This is a genomic window from Bacteroidota bacterium (assembly GCA_016714535.1).
In the GTDB taxonomy this organism is placed as follows: domain Bacteria; phylum Bacteroidota; class Bacteroidia; order AKYH767-A; family OLB10; genus JADKFV01.
Genome location: JADKDR010000015.1, coordinates 57,451 through 77,828, shown reverse-complemented (window position 1 = coordinate 77,828; position 20,378 = coordinate 57,451). Strand labels below are relative to the sequence as shown.

The 20,378-nt window shown below is 38.5% G+C and carries 13 protein-coding genes; 8 read left to right on the top strand and 5 right to left on the bottom strand.

Translation table 11 applies throughout. The features are described from left to right. Position 1: 1 nt before the first annotated feature. The 7 genes from IPO27_17330 (at position 2) to IPO27_17300 (ending at position 7,414) form a co-directional block, all read left to right on the top strand. The gene (locus IPO27_17330; protein ID MBK8848196.1) at positions 2-1,096 is read left to right on the top strand and encodes a response regulator; all 1,095 of its coding nucleotides are present in this window, start codon (positions 2-4) and stop codon (positions 1,094-1,096) included. An 86-nt stretch (positions 1,097-1,182) separates the two neighbouring features. After that, positions 1,183-2,508, top strand: a complete 1,326-nt coding sequence (locus IPO27_17325; GenBank protein MBK8848195.1) for a glycosyltransferase family 4 protein — start codon at positions 1,183-1,185, stop codon at positions 2,506-2,508. Beyond that, positions 2,509-3,018 (top strand): GNAT family N-acetyltransferase, encoded by a 510-nt coding sequence (locus tag IPO27_17320; GenBank protein ID MBK8848194.1) that lies wholly within the window; start codon positions 2,509-2,511, stop codon positions 3,016-3,018. Positions 3,019-3,278: 260 nt separating this feature from the next. After that, entirely contained in the window at positions 3,279-4,058 is a 780-nt protein-coding gene (locus IPO27_17315; protein MBK8848193.1) for an NYN domain-containing protein, read from the top strand. A 222-nt stretch (positions 4,059-4,280) separates the two neighbouring features. Beyond that, the gene (locus IPO27_17310; GenBank protein ID MBK8848192.1) at positions 4,281-5,189 is read left to right on the top strand and encodes a nucleotidyltransferase domain-containing protein; all 909 of its coding nucleotides are present in this window, start codon (positions 4,281-4,283) and stop codon (positions 5,187-5,189) included. Positions 5,190-5,204: 15 nt separating this feature from the next. Further along, positions 5,205-6,644, top strand: coding sequence for a radical SAM protein (locus IPO27_17305; protein MBK8848191.1), 1,440 nt, complete (start codon positions 5,205-5,207; stop codon positions 6,642-6,644). Continuing rightward, positions 6,587-7,414, top strand: a complete 828-nt coding sequence (locus IPO27_17300; protein MBK8848190.1) for a class I SAM-dependent methyltransferase — start codon at positions 6,587-6,589, stop codon at positions 7,412-7,414. Before IPO27_17305 ends, IPO27_17300 begins: the two co-directional genes overlap by 58 nt. On the opposite strand, the gene IPO27_17295 is transcribed toward IPO27_17300, so the two are convergent. After that, positions 7,395-7,934 carry a hypothetical protein gene (locus IPO27_17295; protein ID MBK8848189.1) on the bottom strand — a complete coding sequence of 180 codons (540 nt, stop codon included), beginning with the start codon at positions 7,932-7,934 and terminating at the stop codon, positions 7,395-7,397. The genes IPO27_17300 and IPO27_17295 overlap by 20 nt on opposite strands. On the opposite strand from IPO27_17295, the gene IPO27_17290 reads away from it, so the two are divergent. After that, a complete protein-coding gene (locus IPO27_17290) occupies positions 7,916-10,279 on the top strand; it encodes an alpha-amylase (protein ID MBK8848188.1) in 2,364 nt (787 codons plus the stop codon). The genes IPO27_17295 and IPO27_17290 overlap by 19 nt on opposite strands. A gap of 27 nt (positions 10,280-10,306) precedes the next feature. On the opposite strand, the gene IPO27_17285 is transcribed toward IPO27_17290, so the two are convergent. The 4 genes from IPO27_17285 to IPO27_17270 form a co-directional block, all read right to left on the bottom strand. Further along, entirely contained in the window at positions 10,307-11,935 is a 1,629-nt protein-coding gene (locus IPO27_17285) for an acyl-CoA carboxylase subunit beta (GenBank protein ID MBK8848187.1), read from the bottom strand. 175 nt (positions 11,936-12,110) lie between these two features. Beyond that, positions 12,111-12,755: a GTP cyclohydrolase I FolE gene (folE, locus tag IPO27_17280; GenBank protein MBK8848186.1), complete on the bottom strand. Its 645-nt coding sequence runs from the start codon at positions 12,753-12,755 to the stop codon at positions 12,111-12,113. A 236-nt stretch (positions 12,756-12,991) separates the two neighbouring features. Next, positions 12,992-14,878, bottom strand: a complete 1,887-nt coding sequence (locus tag IPO27_17275; GenBank protein ID MBK8848185.1) for a menaquinone biosynthesis decarboxylase — start codon at positions 14,876-14,878, stop codon at positions 12,992-12,994. A gap of 508 nt (positions 14,879-15,386) precedes the next feature. Further along, positions 15,387-19,973 carry a hypothetical protein gene (locus IPO27_17270; protein MBK8848184.1) on the bottom strand — a complete coding sequence of 1,529 codons (4,587 nt, stop codon included), beginning with the start codon at positions 19,971-19,973 and terminating at the stop codon, positions 15,387-15,389. Positions 19,974-20,378 lie beyond the last annotated feature (405 nt).

Sequence of the window (20,378 nt, the reverse complement as noted above, 5' to 3'; positions counted from 1 at the left end):
TATGAGTAATACAAAAATTGTTGTAGTTGAAGATGAAGTAATTGTAGCCAAAGACATTCAACGCACCCTGCAAAAGTTGGGATACGAAGTTCCTGCAACAGCGCCAAGTGCTGCAGTGGCTTTCGAAAAAATTGAAGAATTTAAACCTGATGTTGTTTTTTGTGATATTAAACTTAAGGGTGAGCAAGATGGAATTGACATTGCTAACAGGATTTTTCAGCAATACGATATTCCGGTAATTTTTCTAACATCTTATGTAGACAAAACTACGCTCGACCGTGCTAAGTTAACCCAGCCTTATGGTTATATAGTAAAGCCGTTTAATGAAGTTGACCTTCAAACAACACTTGAAATGGCATTATATAAGTATGCCAAAGACAAGGAGATACGTATGGCGCGTGCGCAATTTGCTAATACACTAGAGCGTATACAAGAGGCCGTTATAATAATTGATGAAGAAGAGCATCCTACCTTTATGAATCCACGTGCTGAATCGTTTACCGGTTTTTCGCTTGTAGAAGCTCGTACTATGCCTTTCGATAAAATTCTTTTCCTGCCGGCAAGCAACGACTTTGTGTTTAACGGAGATCGATATGTAAATAATAAGCCTGCCAAAGTTATTACTCCAATTAATGGTGAGTCGCATGATGTAGTTATTTCTATTTCACAAATTAAGTCTGAAAAGGATAATTTGCTTGGCAAAGCATACATATTGCAAATGAATACTGCCGCAGCCGAAACACCGTTAGCTGAAAAATTGGTTTCGTTAGACAACACTGTAATTAATGACAGCTTTTTTGTAAAGAAAGGTTCGCAGTTAGTAAAGGTTTATCTTACTAATATTTTGTGGATACAAGCGATGGATAACTATGTAATAATTCAAACCCACAACGATCAGTTTATTATTCATAGCACTATGAAAGATATAGAAGCCAAACTGCCCGTATCAAAATTTGTGCGTGTACACCGTTCTTATATCATACAAATAGATAAGATAACCATACTGGATGAAAATACGGTAATTGTAAACGAAAAAAATATTCCAATCGGAAAGTCATATCGGGAGGGATTCTTAAACCGTTTGAAATTCTTATAGAACAAATATGGTAACCGTAACAACAACAAAGCCGGAAAGTATTTTCCGGCTTTGCTGTTAAGTGTGAAGTTGAATTATTTATAAATATGCAGCCTGCACTAAAAAAAGCATTAATAATAACGTACTATTGGCCACCGGCAGGTGGTGGTGGGGTGCAGCGTTGGCTAAAGTTTAGCAAGTATATGCGTAGCAATGGATGGGAACCGGTAATATTCACTCCCGATAAACCGGAAATTGTTGCTCACGATGAAAGTTTAGCTAAACAAATTCCTGAGGGTATCGAAGTTATGCGCACTCCCATTTGGGAGCCATTTCACATTTATAAATTTTTAATAGGGAAGAAGCAACACGAGAAGGTTTACTCAGGTGTGCTTGTGGAGAATAAAAAGAAAAGTTTCATGCAAACATTTTCGCTCTGGGTGCGTGGCAACCTATTTATTCCGGATGCAAAAAAATTTTGGATAGCACCATCAATAACTTATCTAAAAAAATATCTGGCAACCCATAACATTGATGCAATCGTAAGTACAGGCCCGCCTCATAGTACCCACATGATTGCCCTTGGCATTAAAAAACACATGCCGCAATTGCCATGGATTGCAGACTTTCGTGACCCTTGGACCAACGTAGATTATTGGAGTCAATTAAATCTTTCGGCATGGGCTGAACGTAAACATCATCGTCTGCAAGCTGAAGTATTGCGCAATGCCGATAAAGTAGTTACGGTTAGTTGGAGTTGGGCACAGGATTTTGTAAACCTTAACGTGCGCAAGGATATTGAAGTAGTTACAAATGGCTACGATCATGCCGACTTTGAAAGTGGCGATGTAGTATTGGATGGTAAGTTTACCATTACTCATGTGGGCAGCATGAATGCTGACCGCAATCCTCATGTACTTTGGAAGGCGTTGCAAAATATTTTGAAACAAAATAGTGAGCTAGAAAAACATATTCAGATACAGCTACTTGGGCCTTTAGATAATTCTGTTAATGAAAGTATTTCTTCCCATGGCCTTGATAAATTTGTAACCAAGGTTCACTTTATGCCACACCGCGAGGTGATACAGCGTTTATGCCAATCGCAGGTATTGTTGCTGCCAATAAATAATACACCAAATGTAGGAGGTGTATTACCAGGCAAACTATATGAATATCTGGGTGCCAAGCGCCCTATTATTTGTATTACCACTACAGGCACCGACTCAGAAAGATTAATGCGTGAATCAGGTGCAGCGGATATTTGTGGCTATGATGATGTGCCACGTATGGAGCAAATTGTTTTATCCTTATTCGAAAAATATAAAAATAAGCAGCTTAATTCAGAACCTAAGGGCGTTGAAAAATTTGCGCGGCAAAACCTTTGTAAGCAATTTTTTAATTTGTTTGATTCGATAACTATAAAAGCAAAGTAGTTGAATCCAGCAGATTGTAAGTGTACCCTTCAAACTACCAATGCTAAGCTAAATCCACTTTGCGAAAAGGATGCTGAATTTATTTTCAACCTATTAAACTCAGATGGATGGTTGAGATTCATTGGGAATCGTAATATCAATTCATTAGACGATGCTAAAAATTACATTTACAAAGTTATGGCTAATAGCCAAGCTGCTTATTGGATTGTATTTGTAAACATGGAGGCCATAGGCCTTATTACTTTAATTAAACGCGATTATTTGTCAAGCCCTGACATTGGCTTCGCTTTCTTGCCACAGTATCAGCAGAAAGGATTTGCATTTGAAACAACAAACTGTGTAATTGATTATTTGCAGAGAGAAAAGGGGGTAAGTAAGTTGAGCGCAATATGCACCATTGATAATGATGCTTCAATAAAGCTTTTAGAAAAACTCGGCTTTTCATTTTTACAAGAAATAATTGTGGAAGGTGAAGAGCTGAATGCATATTTCCGGTCTGTTGCTAAATGAGTTAATTAAAAATTTTCGTCTATAAATATATTTAACTCAAACTGAGTAACAGGATAGTTTTAGTAACCTCAATAAAGTGACTATTTCTATCCATTAAGTTACAAATGGATTTAATAGCTGCAATAGATTGATATTGCAAAACTCCGCGTGCAAATGCAATAATATGATTAACCAAATGTAAAGCATACCTTTGATGTATTGAATATAGTTGTCCTCACACTAAGGCTTAATAACTTACAGCTGAAAAAGGAAAGTTTAAAATGATAGAATCAAAATTTAACATTGCCGTATTAATCGATGGAGATAATGCGCAAGCCCGGTTTATAAAGGAAATAATTGAAGAAGTTTCCAAGTATGGTAAAGTTACCATTAGGCGTATTTATGGCGACTGGACAAAGCCACAAATGAATAGTTGGAAAGAAAGCCTCAATCAGTTTTCGATCAGTCCGATTCAAAAATTTTCGTACACCACCGGAAAGAATTCAACCGATAGTTCGCTTATCATTGATGCCATGGATATACTTCATAGTGGAAGCGTAGAAGGGTTTTGCCTTGTATCTAGCGACAGCGATTATACCGGACTAGCCAAGCGTATTCGCGAAGAGGGATTGTTTGTAATGGGAATAGGGAGTAAAACCACACCGATAGCTTTTGTTAATTCCTGCGAGCTTTTTACTTTTAGCGAAAATCTAAAAAACGAAATAATTAAAGAGGAAGAAGTGGAAGTAATTAAGGGAGAAACCAAAATTACTCACAAGCCAAAAACGGCTGGCAGTCAAATAAAGAAACCGATTGTAAAAAAGTCTTTTCCAAGAATTGATTTCGGTTTAATTGATAAAGCTTTCGAAATTTCAATTAACGATGATGAGGAAGCATACATTAGCAAAGTAGGAATATCATTACGAAAAATAGATCCCAGCTTTGATCCACGAACGTATGGCTTTAATACATTAACACAGCTTTTTGAAAAAATTCCTAAGTACACGGTAATTAAAAATGAAATTAACGGACTTAAGCACCCATTAATAAGACTTAAATAGAATTTCTTGATTTTGGAGTATCTTATGATGAGTAATGCGCTAATTAGTTAGGCAAATGAAATTTTTTAGTTTTGTATTATTGTTTTTCTTTTTGAATGATTTATTTCTTTCGTTCAGGCAGTTTATTATACCATTGAGATTTTTGTAGTAGTGGTAATGCCAATTTTAAGTTATGTTAGCAGAATGACAAGCGAGGCACGGAAACAAAATATGCAGATGCCCATGGCACCCATTGAACCGTATGCGGTAAAGGCTGTACTAAGCACGCTTGCTTATTTTTCTGTGTTCAAGCATCCGCTTCGCTATGATGAATTGCAAAGCCATTCCCATTTTGATGTGCTTAGTAAAAATCAACTCAATCAGGTATTACAGATTGCAATTGGCAGTAATGTTATAAAACAAAGCGGCAGCTATTATATACTTGGCGACAAAAGTGAAATTTTGCGAAGAACAATAGGTGAGGAGAATGCCCACCAAGCCATGCAGAAGGCCGAAAAATTTTCCGAAATCATTTCTCAGTTTCCTTTTGTTAAGGGTGTGGCACTTAGTGGCAGTATATCAAAGGGGTATATGGATGCAGATTCTGATGTAGATTATTTTATTATTACCGCCCCCGGCAAACTATGGATTTGCAGAACGTTACTTATTCTTTATAAGAAGATCATACTGCTCAATTCTCGTAAATTTTTTTGTCTTAATTATTTTGTTGATGAAAACAATTTGGCCATACCTGATCAAAATATTTTTACAGCAACCGAAATAGTTTTTTTAAAAACCATGTATGGTCCCGAGGCGATGAATTCATTTTTTAAAGCAAATGAGTGGATATTTAATTTTTATCCATCAGCAAAAATTGATGTGTCAGCTAAGCAAATTGCCAAACCATGGATTTCAACTTTTGCCGAAAAAATATGCAGCACCTGGCTTTGCAATATTTTTGAAGTCACATTAAGAAAGGTTACAGTACTCTTTTGGCGCATTAAATTTGGCAAGCGTACACCAGAATGGCATCAGGCACAAATGCGAAATAAGGCCGGAGTTTCAAAGCATCATCCTAACGGTTTTCAAGTAAAAGTAATGGAAGCACACGAACAAATTTTACAATCGTGCCTTGAAAAACTATCTTTGTAATCACACACTAACACTATGCGCGTACTTATAACGCACTCCTATTTTATTCGCCTCGATGCCAAACAATGGAAACAGCAGCAGCCTTATCCACCATTGGCAACGCTTTATGCAGCAGCTGCCTTGATGCGTGAAAATTATGAAATTCAGTTTGCAGATATTCAATTTGCCCATCAACCTCAGGAAATTGGAAGTTACATAAAATCATTTGCCCCCAACACGGTAGTCATATACGATGATGGCTTTAATTACCTTACCAAAATGTGTCTTACCAATATGAGACAAGCCTGTATGGAGATGATTAAAATGGCAAAACGAGCGGGATGTAAGATCATAGTGAGTAGTAGCGATAGTACAGATCATCCCGAATATTACCTGCAGGCAGGTGCTGATTACATCTTGCATGGCGAAGGAGAGCAAACCCTTTGTGTTTTGTTAGATTATATAAAGGCTAACAAAGATGCCAGTGAACTAGAAGGTATAATCTATTTAAAAAATGAAGTAGCCATAAAAAATGCAGCACGTACGGTTCTTAAAAATCTTGATACACTTGCTGCTCCTGCATGGCAATTGCTGGACTTTACTCTTTATAAAAAAGCCTGGGAAAAATCAGCGGGTTATATTTCAATTAATCTGGCCACTACACGCGGGTGCCCATTTAAATGTAATTGGTGTGCCAAGCCCATATATGGTAACCGTTATAACTCGCACAGCGTTGATTTTATTATTGAACAAATTAAGTTGGTGACACAACAATTTGGTGTAACCCATATTTGGTTTTGTGATGATATATTTGGATTAAAACCCGGATGGATTAGCCAGTTTGCTGATGCGTTGACTGATTCAAATTTGAAAATCAAATTTAAAATTCAATGCCGAGCTGATTTACTATTGCAGGGAGATACCATAGCCCACCTGGCACGTGCCGGTTGCGATGAGGTTTGGATAGGGGCCGAGAGTGGTTCGCAACAGGTGCTGGATGCTATGGACAAGGGGATTACACTTGCTCAAATTGCGCAAGCAACATATCTACTAAAAAAACATGGTATTAAGCCTTGCTTTTTTATTCAGTTTGGATATCCTGGCGAAACAAGAGAGGACATAAATAAAACAATTGACATGGTGCATCAACTGCAACCTGCGGATATTGGAGTGTCTGTAAGTTATCCATTGCCAGGCACACCATTTTACGAAAGGGTAAAAGCGGAATTGAACAGCAAAGCAAACTGGACCGATAGCGATGATCTTGCCTTGATGTTTGCCAATACCTATCCGAAAGAATTTTATAAAACCCTGCAGCGATATCTGCACCGCAGATTCAGAGCATTGCAAAGCAAAACATTTGTGAGCAACCAAGGCGGTTACAGCAAACATAACAGTTTTGCTGCAAATGCATTAGCATGGCCATATCACCGCTTGCTTCAGGAGTATTATTCGCTGAAGCTAAAACAATACTAGTCATGTCTTATTTTGATACGGTTGCTTCTGAATACGATAAAGATTTTACACATTCGATTGTGGGGCAATATCAGCGCAATTTGATACAGCAAGAAGTAAAACAGTTGCTAAGTGGTAAGAATGCACTCCAAATTCTTGAATTAAACTGCGGAACAGGTGAAGACGCTTCATTTTTTAATCAACTTGGACACAAAGTTTTTGCAACCGATGCATCTAACGAAATGATTGAGGTATGTAAAAAAAAGCATGTTAATTCTGATACGCTTATTTTTGAACAATGCAGAATAGAAGAAATAAAGTTAACACAAAATCAGAAGTTCGATGTGGTGTTTTCTAATTTTTCTGGAATTAATATGTTGGATGAAGAGGCGTTGAGAAAATTCCTAACTAGAGTACCAGCACACCTAGTGACTAATGGGTATTTAATTCTGGTTTTTTTTGGCAAGGTATATCTTCCCGAATTTCTGTATTATCTTCTAAAAGGCCGTTGGAAAAAGGCTATCAGAAGATTGAAGCATAAAGAACAATTTGCTGGCAAAGAATACATCTATTACCACTCCACATTCAAAGTTCAAGAGCTATTGCAAGCGGAATATTTTATCGTAAAGTCAAAACCGGTTGGTATTGTTTCTCCACCTTCTTATCTTTCAGCATGGTTCGAAAAAAGAAAGTGGTTATTTAATTTCCTGGTCTATTGCGATAGCGTTTTAACGTACATAGTCCCTGGTATAGGCAGTGACCATTGCATGCTTATAGCAAAAAAGAGGTAATTTGTTTTCCCTTTAATTCCTTTAAGATGCTCTTTATTCGCGATTTTATAGCCGGGGTCGCATTTGGCAACATATATAGTGTTATGGCTTGTTGTAATTCAGGAATTAGTTCAGGAAATTTTTTGCATATCTGCGCAGCGGTTGTAAGCGCATAGCAACGAATGGCAATTGCATCTTTTGGATTTGTGATAGAACACATGGCATGATGATATACTAAACTCATTCGGTTTTCCGGAGTTTTTACTTTTTGAAGCGTCCTCAAAATGTTTCGTCTAACGCTGTCAGGCAACGGTCGCTTTAATGCATTAATAAGCTTAACAAGATATGGCTTTGCCATATCCGGATTCTTTAGCATGATATCACTGGCCGTCCAACCTGCCCGAAAGGCAATATTTACATTGCTATCAAAAAAACATTGCATTAGTTGGTCAAACTTTTCTTTATCATTGCCAATCCAATGTATTACTTGTTTAAGTGTTTCTTTACTAAATTTAGTGTTAAATGATTTTCGCAATTCCATCCAATAAAATTTTTTATCGCAGCCTTAGTGTGCTTGTAATTTCCATCTACATTTTGGCATGCAACAAAGATGCAAAACAAAATTTACTTGACCTTAATGATACCGGTTTGCCATATAGCGTTATTACGCTTATGCCCGACAGCACTGTTATAAATATTGGTGAGTTTCTCATCGATTCGTTAATCGGTCAGTCACTTACCGTTGATTGTAATGCGCCATGTTCCTTTAAAGTAGTGGGCAACCGGTTTACTATGAAATATGACAATGATAGTATACCTTATATATTTTTATTGAAGATAAAAACGCAGTATACAAGCAGAGCACTGCTTTGCAAAAAATCAGAACTTAAAACCGTTGAATTAACTTTTAATCCTGCCAACAACATTTATAAGGAGGTTAAAGTAAAAGGGGAATTTAATAGTTGGAATGCCGATGCAACTATTTTGGATTTAAGTAATGGTGTTTACAAAGCTCGCATTACGGCTCCTCCGGGCAGCTATCAGTATAAGTTAATGCTTGATGGCAAGGAATCGTCTCATGTTGGAAATGCTGATTCAGTTAGCAACGGCATGGGCGGATGGAATAATTTGTTGATTGTTCCCAAAGCTGATGAAAGCGCATTACCCCGTTTACACACTCTGGCTATTAAGGATGGAAAGGTGATAATCGGAAAGACAGCAAACGCTGCAACAGTAATTGCATTATGGCAAAATCAGGAAGTGGCAACAAGTTCTTCTTCTGAAAGCATAGAGATATTGATTCCGCAAGAGGCCACTAAACTTGAGCGCAGTTTTTTGCGGGTAATTGCTTGTAATGCGTTGGGTTCGAGCAATGATATATGGATACCATTACAGAACGGGAAAGTGATAGAAGATGCCGCTCTTCTTAAGCGGTCGGATAAACACCTTAACAACATGTATTTTGTTTTGGTGGATAGATTTGTTGATGGTGATACTAGCAATACGTTAAAAACAAATGATGCCCGCATAATGGAAAAGGCCAATTATTATGGTGGCGACTTACAGGGCATTGTTAGAAAATTGCGAGATGGATATTTTGACAAGCTTGGTATTAACTGCATCTGGATTTCGCCAATCGTACAAAATCCGCTTGGCGCTTATCAGGAGTATCCTGCTCCAAATAGATGGTTTAGCGGATATCATGGCTATTGGCCTGTACACGAAACAATTATTGACTTCCGATTTGGTAACGATGCAGTTTTTAAAACACTCGTTGACGAGGCGCATAAACGAAACATTAATGTATTGCTCGATTTTGTAAGCAATCATGTGCATGCAGAGAATTTACTATTTAAGGAGCATCCCGAATATTTTACTCAACTCGAATTGGCTGATGGGAGAAAAAATCTGCGACTTTGGGATGAGCAACGTTTAACCACCTGGTTCGAACCTTTTATGCCCGATATCAATTATGAAAAGGCCGAAGTGGTGAACTTGATGAGCGACAGTGCCATGTACTGGATTAAAAAATTTGGTATTGATGGATTTAGGCACGATGCTGTAAAGCATGTTCCATCGCCTTTTTGGCTCACCCTTACCCAAAAAATTAAAGCATATAGCAGTAAAAGTGGAAATGAAATATATCAAATAGGCGAAACCTTTGGTTCGCGCGAACTCATCCGCAGTTATGTATCAAGCGGGCAACTCGATGGGCAATTTGACTTCAATATTTATTTTGATGCAAGCAGGATTTTACTTTCAGATGAGTCTTTTGCAAATCTTAAGAACAGCGTGCTTTCTTCTTTATCTGCATTTGGTCATCATCATCTTATGGGTAATATAAGTGGCAATCACGATATGCCTCGTTTTGTAAGTTTTGCAGGTGGTGCACTTAAGAGTAACGAAGATGCTAAGGAAGCTGGATGGTCAAGAAATATTACCGTGGCTGATACAACAGGATATCATAAATTATTGCAACTGCATGTGTTGAATATGATGCTTCCCGGTGTTCCATGTACTTACTATGGCGATGAATATGGTGATGCAGGAGCAGGTGATCCAGACAACAGGCGCATGGCGCGTTTTGGAGATGACTTAAACAGTAATGAATCACTTTTATTAGATCAGTTTAGCAAGATTTCGCATTTGCGAAATCAACAAATGGCTCTTCTGTATGGTGAGTTAAATTTTACAGAAGCTGGCGATTCGGTTTTGATAATGGAACGTAATTACTTTGGAAAAAAGGTCATTGCTTTTTTTAATAAATCAGATAAACTAGTGAAAAGGAAAGTAGATACCAATGGAAGGAAGTTGTTATTTAGATCGGATAGTAAATTAAATAATGAAATAGAAATTCCGCCACATGGCGTTGAAGTTGTTTATTGATGCTATTTTTTTTAAGTCAAGCCTTTTCTAGGTTTGAATTACACCAACATTATATGCTTTTGTAATTGGGCTGTGATTAGCAGCTTCGATTCCTAAACTAATCCATTTGCGTGTGTCTGCAGGATCAATGATAGCATCAACCCACAAACGCGAAGCCGCATAATATGGACTTAGCTGTGTATTATACCTATCAGTAATTTTTTTGAGAAGCTCATTTTCATCTTCAGGAGTTATTTCCTGACCTTTTGATTTGAGGGCACTAACCTGAATTTGCAACAACGTTTTTGCTGCTTGCGAACCTCCCATTACGGCTATTCGCGCAGTTGGCCACGCTGCAATTAGTCGTGGATCATATGCCTTACCGCACATAGCGTAATTGCCAGCTCCATAACTATTACCAACAATGATGGTAAATTTAGGCACCACACTATTACTCATGGCATTCACTAGTTTGGCTCCATCTTTAATAATGCCTCCATGCTCGCTGCGACTGCCCACCATAAAGCCAGTAACATCTTGTAAAAAGACAAGCGGAATTTTGCGTTGATTACAATTCATGATAAAGCGTGCCGCTTTATCTGCCGAATCGCTATAGATAACACCACCAAATTGCATTTCGCCTTTTTTGCTTTTTACCACCTTTCGTTGGTTGGCAACTATGCCAACACTCCATCCTTCAATACGTGCATAGCCACATAAGATAGATTGGCCGTATTTCTCTTTATATTCCTGAAACTCGCTATTATCAGTTAAACAGGCAATGAGTTCACGCATATCATACGACTTATCGCGGTCGGCAGGTAATATGCCATACATGTTCTTAATTTCTTTAGCCGGCAATTGCGGCAAATCACGATTGAAGCCCGCAAAAGTAGGAGCACCTAATTTTGAAAAAATATTTTTTATGTAATCAAGGCACGAAGCATCATCTGCAAATTTATTATCTGTAACACCGCTTATCTCGCATTGTGTGATGGCACCACCCAATGTTTCGTTATCGATATCTTCACCAATGGCACTTTTTACTAAATAACTGCCCGCAAGAAAAACCGATCCGGTTTTGTCTACAATCATTGCCTCGTCACTCATAATGGGAAGATAAGCGCCTCCGGCAACACAACTGCCCATAATAGCAGCTATTTGTATTATTCCCGAAGATGACATAATCGCATTGTTACGGAATATGCGTCCGAAGTGTTCCTTATCGGGAAATATTTCGTCCTGCATTGGTAAAAAAACACCGGCACTATCAACCAGGTAAACAATGGGTATTTTATTTTCAATTACTATTTCTTGAGCACGCAAATTCTTTTTGCCTGTCATGGGGAACCACGCACCAGCCTTAACGGTTGCATCATTGGCTACAACCATTGCCAATCGTCCTTTAATGTAACCCATTTGCACTACCACACCTGCGCTGGGGCAGCCGCCATACTCTGCGTACATCCCATCAGCCGTGTGCGTGCCTATTTCAATTACAGGCTTATCCTCATCGAGCAAGTATGCGATGCGCTCGCGAGCAGTCATTTTGTTTTTTTCTTTATGCTTGGCTATTGCCTTGGCTCCACCGCCTTCGTATGTTTTTGCTGTTTTAAAGTTAAGCTCCTCGATGAGCTTCTTCATCGCATCTTCGTTAATATTGAATTCAATGTTCATACGTGAAAATTTTTCTTTGAAATTGTTTGCACTTAATTGCTTAAGCGACCGCAAACTTATAATTAAAAAAATGCTTTGCCAACTATATCAACAGTTGCTTTTGCAAGCTTTCCGAATGGTCATTTAAAATCATAACAAGGTTGTTATGATACAAAGGTAAGCCCTCAGTTCGCGCTTATCTCGAATGTCGTCCTATTAAAGTAATAAACTCTTTTCGGGTTGCATCTTTTTCAAATTCACCAGTAAAAGCGCTTGTTGTTGTTATTGAATTTTGTTTTTGCACGCCTCGCATTTGCATGCACAAATGTTGTGCTTCAATTACAATGCCTACACCAAGCGGCTTTAGGGTGTTTTGTATACAATCGCGAATTTCGTTAGTAAGGCGCTCTTGTACCTGAAGCCTGCGTGCAAAGGCATCTACCACACGCGGAATTTTACTTAATCCAACAATTCGACCGTTAGGTATATAAGCTATATGTGCTTTTCCAAAAAAGGGCAGCAAGTGATGTTCGCAAAGGGAGTATATTTCAATGTCCTTAACTAATACCATTTGACTATATTCTTCATTGAACATGGCACTGCGTAAAATTTCTTCAGGATTGATATCGTAACCATGCGTAAGAAATTGCATAGCCTTACTGGCACGAATGGGAGTCTTTAGCAATCCTTCGCGTGAGGTATCTTCGCCAACCATATCAAGTATCGATTTGTAGGCATCAACTCCTTCTATTAAGGCTTCTTCGTTATAATGGTCTGTTCTTTTGTATCCATCGTTAAATTCTATTCCGTCTTCCATATTTATCAGTTTTGATTCAAGCATCAATTATATGTAATTTAATTTTATGCTACTAACACCTTTCTATTGCTATTTGTTTATCGTTTCTAATTTCTTCTGCACTTTACTTTTTCACAGCCTTTATAAAACCTGATTAACTTACAGTTGTCCAAAATATTAAATTATTTTTTTAACAGAACAAAGCAAGCTGTTTATTCTCATTCCTTTTAAATAGATGAACTTAGTTAATCCGCACATGTTCAATTAAATTTTTTCCAACATCAACGTGCTATTGCACCGCCTTCATACACCTGACTCTTATACCTAAGTGAAGGAGACTCTAGAAACTTGCCAAGGCCAAGGCTGTTCCAAAGGTTATCAATTTTAGCAATGGTGGCATCATCACTGATAAGAATGTTTGGCCAGTCGCGGTCAAATCCATCCAGCTCTTTTGTTTTTCGCGTACCATCAAAAAATACAATGTTTCCATCAGCACCAAACCAATGATCGCGCTTAGGGTCAACATTGTTGGTAAACCGCCACACCGCATCGGTAACAAAACTAATATTGCAATTACCTTCTAAAAATAAAATGACCGTTGCCGAACCAACAAGTGCTTCGTTTATTAACTGCGCGCTTAACTCGTGTAAATGCGATTTGCGATTTTTCTCCACTGTTATGAATAGGAGTGGGATTCCGGTATTGCATAGCGATGCATTTATAGCTTTTATTTCGGGAAATTTTTTTTGTATGAGTTCCGTATTAATTCGAGTAACCTTCTTATCATTCCTACTGTTTAGGGGCATCTCTTCTTCCCATTTAATAGTAGCATCTATTCCAAGTTTGCCACCAAACGACATGCGCGAACAACTATGATCGAGCACATCCGTAGGACCTTGTGTAAAGTACAAATCATTTGCTACAGCTACATTGGCTGCAATATGTCTGGCTATGGATGGTATATCGTGTATGTTAACATCACCATCTGTTACAATCATCATTTTAGTAAACATCATTTGTCCGGCACCCCACAAGCTATTCATTACCTTTAAAGCATGACCCGGATATTCTTTTTTAATTTTTACTATTACCAAGTTATGAAATACACCTTCAACCGGAAGCACCATGTCAACTATTTCTGGCAGCATGGTCATCTTAATTGGTGCAATAAAAATGCGTTCGGTTGCTTTGCCAATCCACGCATCTTCTTGCGGAGGCACACCAACAATGGTAGATGGATAGATAGCATTTTTGCGATGGGTGATGCAGGTTATATGAAATCGCGGATAATAATCGGCTAAAGAATAATAGCCGGTATGGTCTCCAAATGGGCCCTCCAAAATAAATTCTTCTTCAGGATCTACGTAACCTTCTATTACAAAATCAGCATCGGATGGGACATATAAATCATTTGTTATGCATTTTACTAATTCAACCTTGCGCTTGCGCAAGAAGCCGGCAAGAATGAACTCGTCAACACCATCGGGTAGGGGAGCGGTAGCGCAATAAGTATAACAAGGGTCGCCACCAAGAATGACCGACAACGGCATACGCTTTCCCATTTTTTTGTACTCATTAAAATGGCGTGCACTTACTTTGTGACGGTGCCAATGCATACCCGTCATGGTTTTTTCAAATACTTGCATACGATACATTCCTATATTGCGAATGCCGGTATGTGGATCTAACGTTTGTATAACAGGCAAAGTAATAAAAGGACCTCCATCTTCGGGCCAGCAAGTCATTACCGGAAGTTTAGTAATATCAGGATTGCTCATTACCACCTCCTGACATGCACCACGACCACTTATTTGTTTAGGCATCCACGAACCTATCTGCCCCAGCTGTGGTAATAATTTCAGTTTGTCTAAAAAACTATTTTTGGGAGCCGTAATGGTCTTAAACATTTGTTCCAAGTCATTGGCTATATCATCTAGGTGATTAACCCCAAGAGCCATGCACATGCGCTGCTCAGTTCCCATCGAATTTATTAGTAGTGGAAATTCAGTTCCTGTATTTTCAAATAATACAGCAGGGCCATCGTGTTTCGACAATCGGTCAATTATTTCAGTAATTTCCAAATGCGGGTTTACATATTCCTTAATTCTGATTAATTGATTTTCGCTTTCGAGTAATGTAACAAAATCAGCAAGGCTTTTAAATGTCATTTATCTATATTTGTTAGTGTAACTGTAGAATAACCTGTGCAAAGGTAAATTGTTTTCTTGATGTGATAAATATTATTTCATTGTCATCGAATCTTGTTCAAATCATAAAAGTTAAAGGCTTTACTTTTAGATATAGACGTCAATAGGAATTCAAACTCAAAATAAAATTTGATAACTTACAGCATGCTTCAAAAGCATAATGTAACTCAAGTATTGCAAATTTTAGGGAGTTTGAGATTTGAAAACTGCACAAAAAACATATAATATTTTTTTCAAATAAAATTCAATTGGGCTAGAGGTACTTAAAAATGCTTAACTGTACCTATATATGTTGATTTTGCTTTTTACTTAATGCCGAAACATTTTCATACAGACTTTGTTAAGACTAACTTGAGATGGTGGAAAGAGTTTTTTTAAAAAAAGAAGAAAAATTTTATATGACCAACTTCATAGAAACGAAAAAGTCACCCCCGCAGGTGACTTTTTACAAGAACGATAAGGTGTTTCTTTAGTAATTAAACTTTCGTGTGTCTGCTTCCTTTTCATTATAAATGGAGATAAGGTAAACTCCCCTGGCTGCATCAAATGGCAATCTGATTTCGTTTCTGCCTTTTGTAGCTAGCATATGCTCGCCCTTACTAATAATGCGTCCCATCAAATCCATCATTGTATAATTATATGGCAATTCGGAATTGTAATTAAATGCTACAATTAAAGCATGCTCTTGCTGAGGGGCAACACCAACAATGGCGAAATCGGATTTGCCGAACATAACCGGAATAACTTCGCTATAACCAAAGTCGCCAGAGTAATCAATCATTTTCAAGCGATAATAGTTAATGCCTTCAATAGGGCTAATATCAAACGTTTCATAGTTATGAATAGTGCCAATTAACAACGCAGGTTTTGCATTCATAAAATTAAACACATCCTGATCAGTAGATTTTTCAACTATATATTGTTGTAACTTTTCGTCACCGGTAGCAGACCAATACACTTTAACTTTTTCTTCGATGGCTTTAGCATTGAAACTTAAAAGGTTAAGTGGAAGCGGTGAATGCATACTTGATAAGGTCCATGGCGAAAACTGAGTTACAGAATCTACTTGTACTGAGAATGAATTACCCAACCAGGCTGGCCCCGTTGTTTGGTTTGGGTTTGTTAGCGAAGCTATGGAATAGCCGTTTTGGGGTGTACCCCAAACTCCAAAACCACCCGGAATAACTCCGAAACATGAAGCAGCCCTTGGAGTAGAAGCCTCGTATCTTGAAGCACGCAACATAGGTACACTTGCCATATTTAGATTTCCGGTTAGTTCTGAGGGCAGGTATGTAAATTCCATTTTAGCAACACCACCACCTCCGGGATTAGAAACATCTAATTGCCAAAAGCGGTCAACAGTGCTAGGCGAATTATCTGCAATGCAATACTTCTGATTATAAAGATTGTTTACGAACGTTGGGGTAGAAGGCCAGGGAAGATTGTTTGAAGCAGTACCATAAGTGGATGCCACAACATCGCCAAATGTATTGCTCTTAAGTTGAAAAGAAAAAGGAATATATCCTGTAGGGGTTCCAAATGGAAATGTGTGAAGTTGATTATTGGTACCAATCTTCCACTTAACACGATTATAATTATCAGAACGTTCACTTAGTATATGGCCACCGGTACGCGTTATGGCATTGGTTAACGAATTATTTACAGTCATTAAATGCTGACTTAAATTAAATGATCCATTGGTGCATATTAAATTTGAATCGATAATTATTCCTGAATTGTTGAAAGGATAAGCACCGCCACCTACTATATTGCCGGTAACATTCATTATAATTCCAACGGCATCACTCATTTCAAGTTTATTAAAGGTAGTAACTTGTGTACCCATAATGCTGTCACCATTGCCAAAGCCCGGTGCAGTAGTGTTCAAAAACTTAACCAGCGAATTACCACGAACAAAATTTGTTCCTCCGGGAAGCCCGTTATTTATCCAGTTATGATTAACCTCAATGGTGTAATCATCAAATGATCTTGTAACACCAAATGTGGTGGTAGGCCTAAACGAGAAGGTTGTGGCAGAAAGAACGCCACCACCAAATGCCGGGGCATTTGTTCCAGTAACAAGTGTGCCATTGGTATTTAACCCTCCGGCAGCTCCTCCAATTGTAAGTGCTGCTAAAGCTGAAGCTGCGTTCACAGTTGGAATTATTGAAACAGATGAACGCCCGATTGTGGCCTCATATAGAACCGGAAATGCGGGAGTACCTCCCCCAACAAAACTACTGTCCTTGGTAATTTCTACGGTTAAAAATTTGGTAACATCAAGCACATAAGGTGATGAGAAATTAATGGTAAAGTTTACATTCGTATTAGCAGGTAACGCAGGCAATTGTATCGATGTATTGTTTAATACAGTAACTGGATTATTAATAACTCCAGCTGCAGGAATATTGGTGAGTGCTGTATTATTCACTGCCACTTCTACTCCCAAAGGTGCAATTAGTGGGAATGCTGACGTTGCATCGGTTTGCCACATTCTGATTGTTGTTTTACCATTTGGAGCGCTGAGCATGGCTACCGAATTTCTTAACGTAAATGCCATATTCATTAATTGATCGCCACTTTCAAGTCCCATCACCTGTAGTTCAGATGGAGTATAGGTGTATTGAAATTTATTATCAGTTCTATCAGGCCTGAAAGGCGAAATAAGTGTTTGGCCCACAGCCGAAGGTACTCCTGAAACAACAGTCTTATTATATGCAGAATTAACTATTAACTTGGGATTGGTTTGCAATGGCTGATCACCAATTAAGACATTATGAAACATATGAAATGTTCCGCTTTGAGGCGATGTAGCATTAGGGTTGCCTGCCACAAACTGCTGAGGCGCATCAATGGTAACAGTTGCCGGATTATAAATTTTCAACGTAGCACATACCGGATTTTGATTTGTAGTAATAATAGGATAATTAGCCAAGCCATTAATTAATGTAACGGGCGTAATTAATGCTGTATCATTTGCAGTAGGAATACCAGGACACCAATTGGTTGCAGTGAACCAATCGGCAGGATTACCGGGTGTACCGCCCAACCATTTACACAGTTTGCTGCCTGGCAATGGGCAATCTTCTACAATGGTAACATCATAATCTTCGGTTTCACCAAATGTATGAATAGAACATGGGGTTATGAATCCGCTTGAACCGGCAAATACTTCACGTACACGCAAACGTACCGTTTTGGAAGTAAAATTTGCAAATGGGCCAACACCACCTGTAACAACATCACCAATGTTTGGCACGTTTAGCGGTAGGGCATACCATTGCACACCTTGATACGCAGGGTTGAATGGGCGTCCTGCACCTTTAGCAGGATATCCAATTACGCTCATTTGAGAATTTGCCGATAAATTGCCGGTGAAACCAATGGTTTCACTAATCCATCCTCCTACACCGTTTATACTATCATTAAAGTCACCATCGCCATTCCAATCAATCCACATCTTAATCGTATTTGCCGAAAACCAGGTGCCCGGAGCAACACAAATCTCTTCGGATGCACTACCTGTGCGTATTCCCTGACCTGCTTTAAGTATTAATGTTCTGTCTTTACCTGATCCTGAATTTGTTGGTGGAAACAAGGTATAATCAGGGTTGTGAGGAGCATGGCGATCGCACCATTGACCTCCGGCACCACCTACACCCGAACAAATAGGATTGCTGCCATTGGTATTGTAAGGAATGGTATTGTCATGATATTGGCTAAGCAAAGGGTCGCCACCACCGATACTGGAGACATAAACACTCCCTATATAGTCATTAACTGTATAGTTAGCAAAAGCTGTTCCTACAGTGTAAGAGCCCGTACAATAGCTTACCCCTATGATAGAACCACCCGGCAAACTTCCTGCAGTGCCATTATTAAAAAATACCGTGCCACAGGTATCGCCTACAATTTTTATAAAATCGGCATCTACAATATTTCCTGGTGTAGATGGTGGACTAGTTTTTATGTCATAAGTCAGCCAAAAGTAATTGTCTCCCATTACTAGATTTACTGCACCCGGGCCACCAATTGGGGTAGTGCCAAAAGCAAGGTATGGACCGGCATTAGCAAGCGTTGTTATAGGAGCTCCAAACACTGGCATTGCTGAACTGAATATGGGACTTGTTCCTGTGAAAAATAATTTGGCATTAGCAACATCATTTGGAATGTTGGTTCCTGTAGCAAGAAAATACATAGAGTCGAGTCGTGCTATCCCGCCACAATTAGAAGGAAGCGAACCACAGGTTGTAACCTTTACACCAATTACCAGATTATTGGTACTGCCAGGGCTCACCGTTAAGGTGTTTTGTGAATGTATGTTAGCACTGGTAATCGCCATCCTTGTAGGAAAATGATCAAATGATATTTGATCCATATATATATTTCTTCGCGAATCCCACGTTTTGGCCATGATAATAATATAAACAGGCGCGCAACCATTAAACTGTGCAAGAGGTGGTATTGAGTAAGAATGTTGCCTCCATGCATTGCCTGCACCCCAGCCAATGGTATCAACCCAGGTAGTTCCTATTAACGTAGCACCGGCAACCGATGTTGAGTTACTAACGTATACTTGCACCGTGTCTGACTGTCTGTTTTGAAATGCTGCCGGAATTCCAAAGCGTGTATTTTGAAATGTTTCATGATAGAGCCAGAAATTTACGGTAGCTGCTGCGCCCCCTCTGCCTGAAAAATCAAGTGGGGCAGATGAAATGTATGCACAACTGGTATCAATGCCTCCGGTACATAGGTTGTTTACACTATTATATTGAAGGTAATTGGCAGGCGTATATGCACCAGGGGCCACACAGCCCGAAGCATAAACTGACCATTGATTCCCCGGTAATGAGCCAGCATTACTAGTTGGAATGGATGCGGGATACATCACCTGCATTTGCCATGTGTTCCACATGTGATTTGTAGTTAATGCAGCACCAATAGGATCGGTAATGGTAGCACTTTTTACTTGCGTGGTTGAGAGGCAAATTGCGCTTACAAAGCACAAGGCATGCCTTAACAACCCAATTAATTGGTTTAGTTTTGGTCTTTCCATTAAGAGAAAGTTTAGTTATTAAAAATGGGACTATTGAGTTGCACCTATTAACTCAATAGAATGAATTGCGTTACAATTCGCCAAAAACAATACTAAAAATTATACCGAAAAGTTATTTCTGAGTGTCTTGATTTGTATACAGTTGTAATTCAATCGATTATTTTATGAATATACCGGCAAATATTTTACCATTGAAATTTAAGCCTTAGTCAAAAATCTACTTTTTAAACCAATTTTTTCGATTCTTTACCATGATTTTTTCGTGCTTTTTTTTCGCACCGCTATAAATGCTTTTTTTACTTGTCTAAATGTCAGGTAAATAATGGGAGTTTTTAAAAAGCTGTTTTACATTTTTCAAATGGTCATGCCTAGTCGATAGCTCTTTAATTTTTCATTTAATCAACT

Bases quoted from the DNA above. Each gene is read 5' to 3' on its own strand.
- IPO27_17330 (MBK8848196.1), top strand. From the start codon at position 2: ATGAGTAATACAAAAATTGTTGTAGTTGAAGATGAAGTAATTGTAGCC.
- IPO27_17325 (MBK8848195.1), top strand. From the start codon at position 1,183: ATGCAGCCTGCACTAAAAAAAGCATTAATAATAACGTACTATTGGCCA.
- IPO27_17315 (MBK8848193.1), top strand. From the start codon at position 3,279: ATGATAGAATCAAAATTTAACATTGCCGTATTAATCGATGGAGATAAT.
- IPO27_17310 (MBK8848192.1), top strand. From the start codon at position 4,281: ATGGCACCCATTGAACCGTATGCGGTAAAGGCTGTACTAAGCACGCTT.
- IPO27_17305 (MBK8848191.1), top strand. From the start codon at position 5,205: ATGCGCGTACTTATAACGCACTCCTATTTTATTCGCCTCGATGCCAAA.
- IPO27_17300 (MBK8848190.1), top strand. From the start codon at position 6,587: ATGGCCATATCACCGCTTGCTTCAGGAGTATTATTCGCTGAAGCTAAA.
- IPO27_17290 (MBK8848188.1), top strand. From the start codon at position 7,916: ATGATTTTCGCAATTCCATCCAATAAAATTTTTTATCGCAGCCTTAGT.
- IPO27_17295 (MBK8848189.1), bottom strand. From the start codon at position 7,934: ATGGAATTGCGAAAATCATTTAACACTAAATTTAGTAAAGAAACACTT.
- IPO27_17285 (MBK8848187.1), bottom strand. From the start codon at position 11,935: ATGAACATTGAATTCAATATTAACGAAGATGCGATGAAGAAGCTCATC.
- folE (MBK8848186.1), bottom strand. From the start codon at position 12,755: ATGCTTGAATCAAAACTGATAAATATGGAAGACGGAATAGAATTTAAC.
- IPO27_17275 (MBK8848185.1), bottom strand. From the start codon at position 14,878: ATGACATTTAAAAGCCTTGCTGATTTTGTTACATTACTCGAAAGCGAA.
- IPO27_17270 (MBK8848184.1), bottom strand. From the start codon at position 19,973: ATGGAAAGACCAAAACTAAACCAATTAATTGGGTTGTTAAGGCATGCC.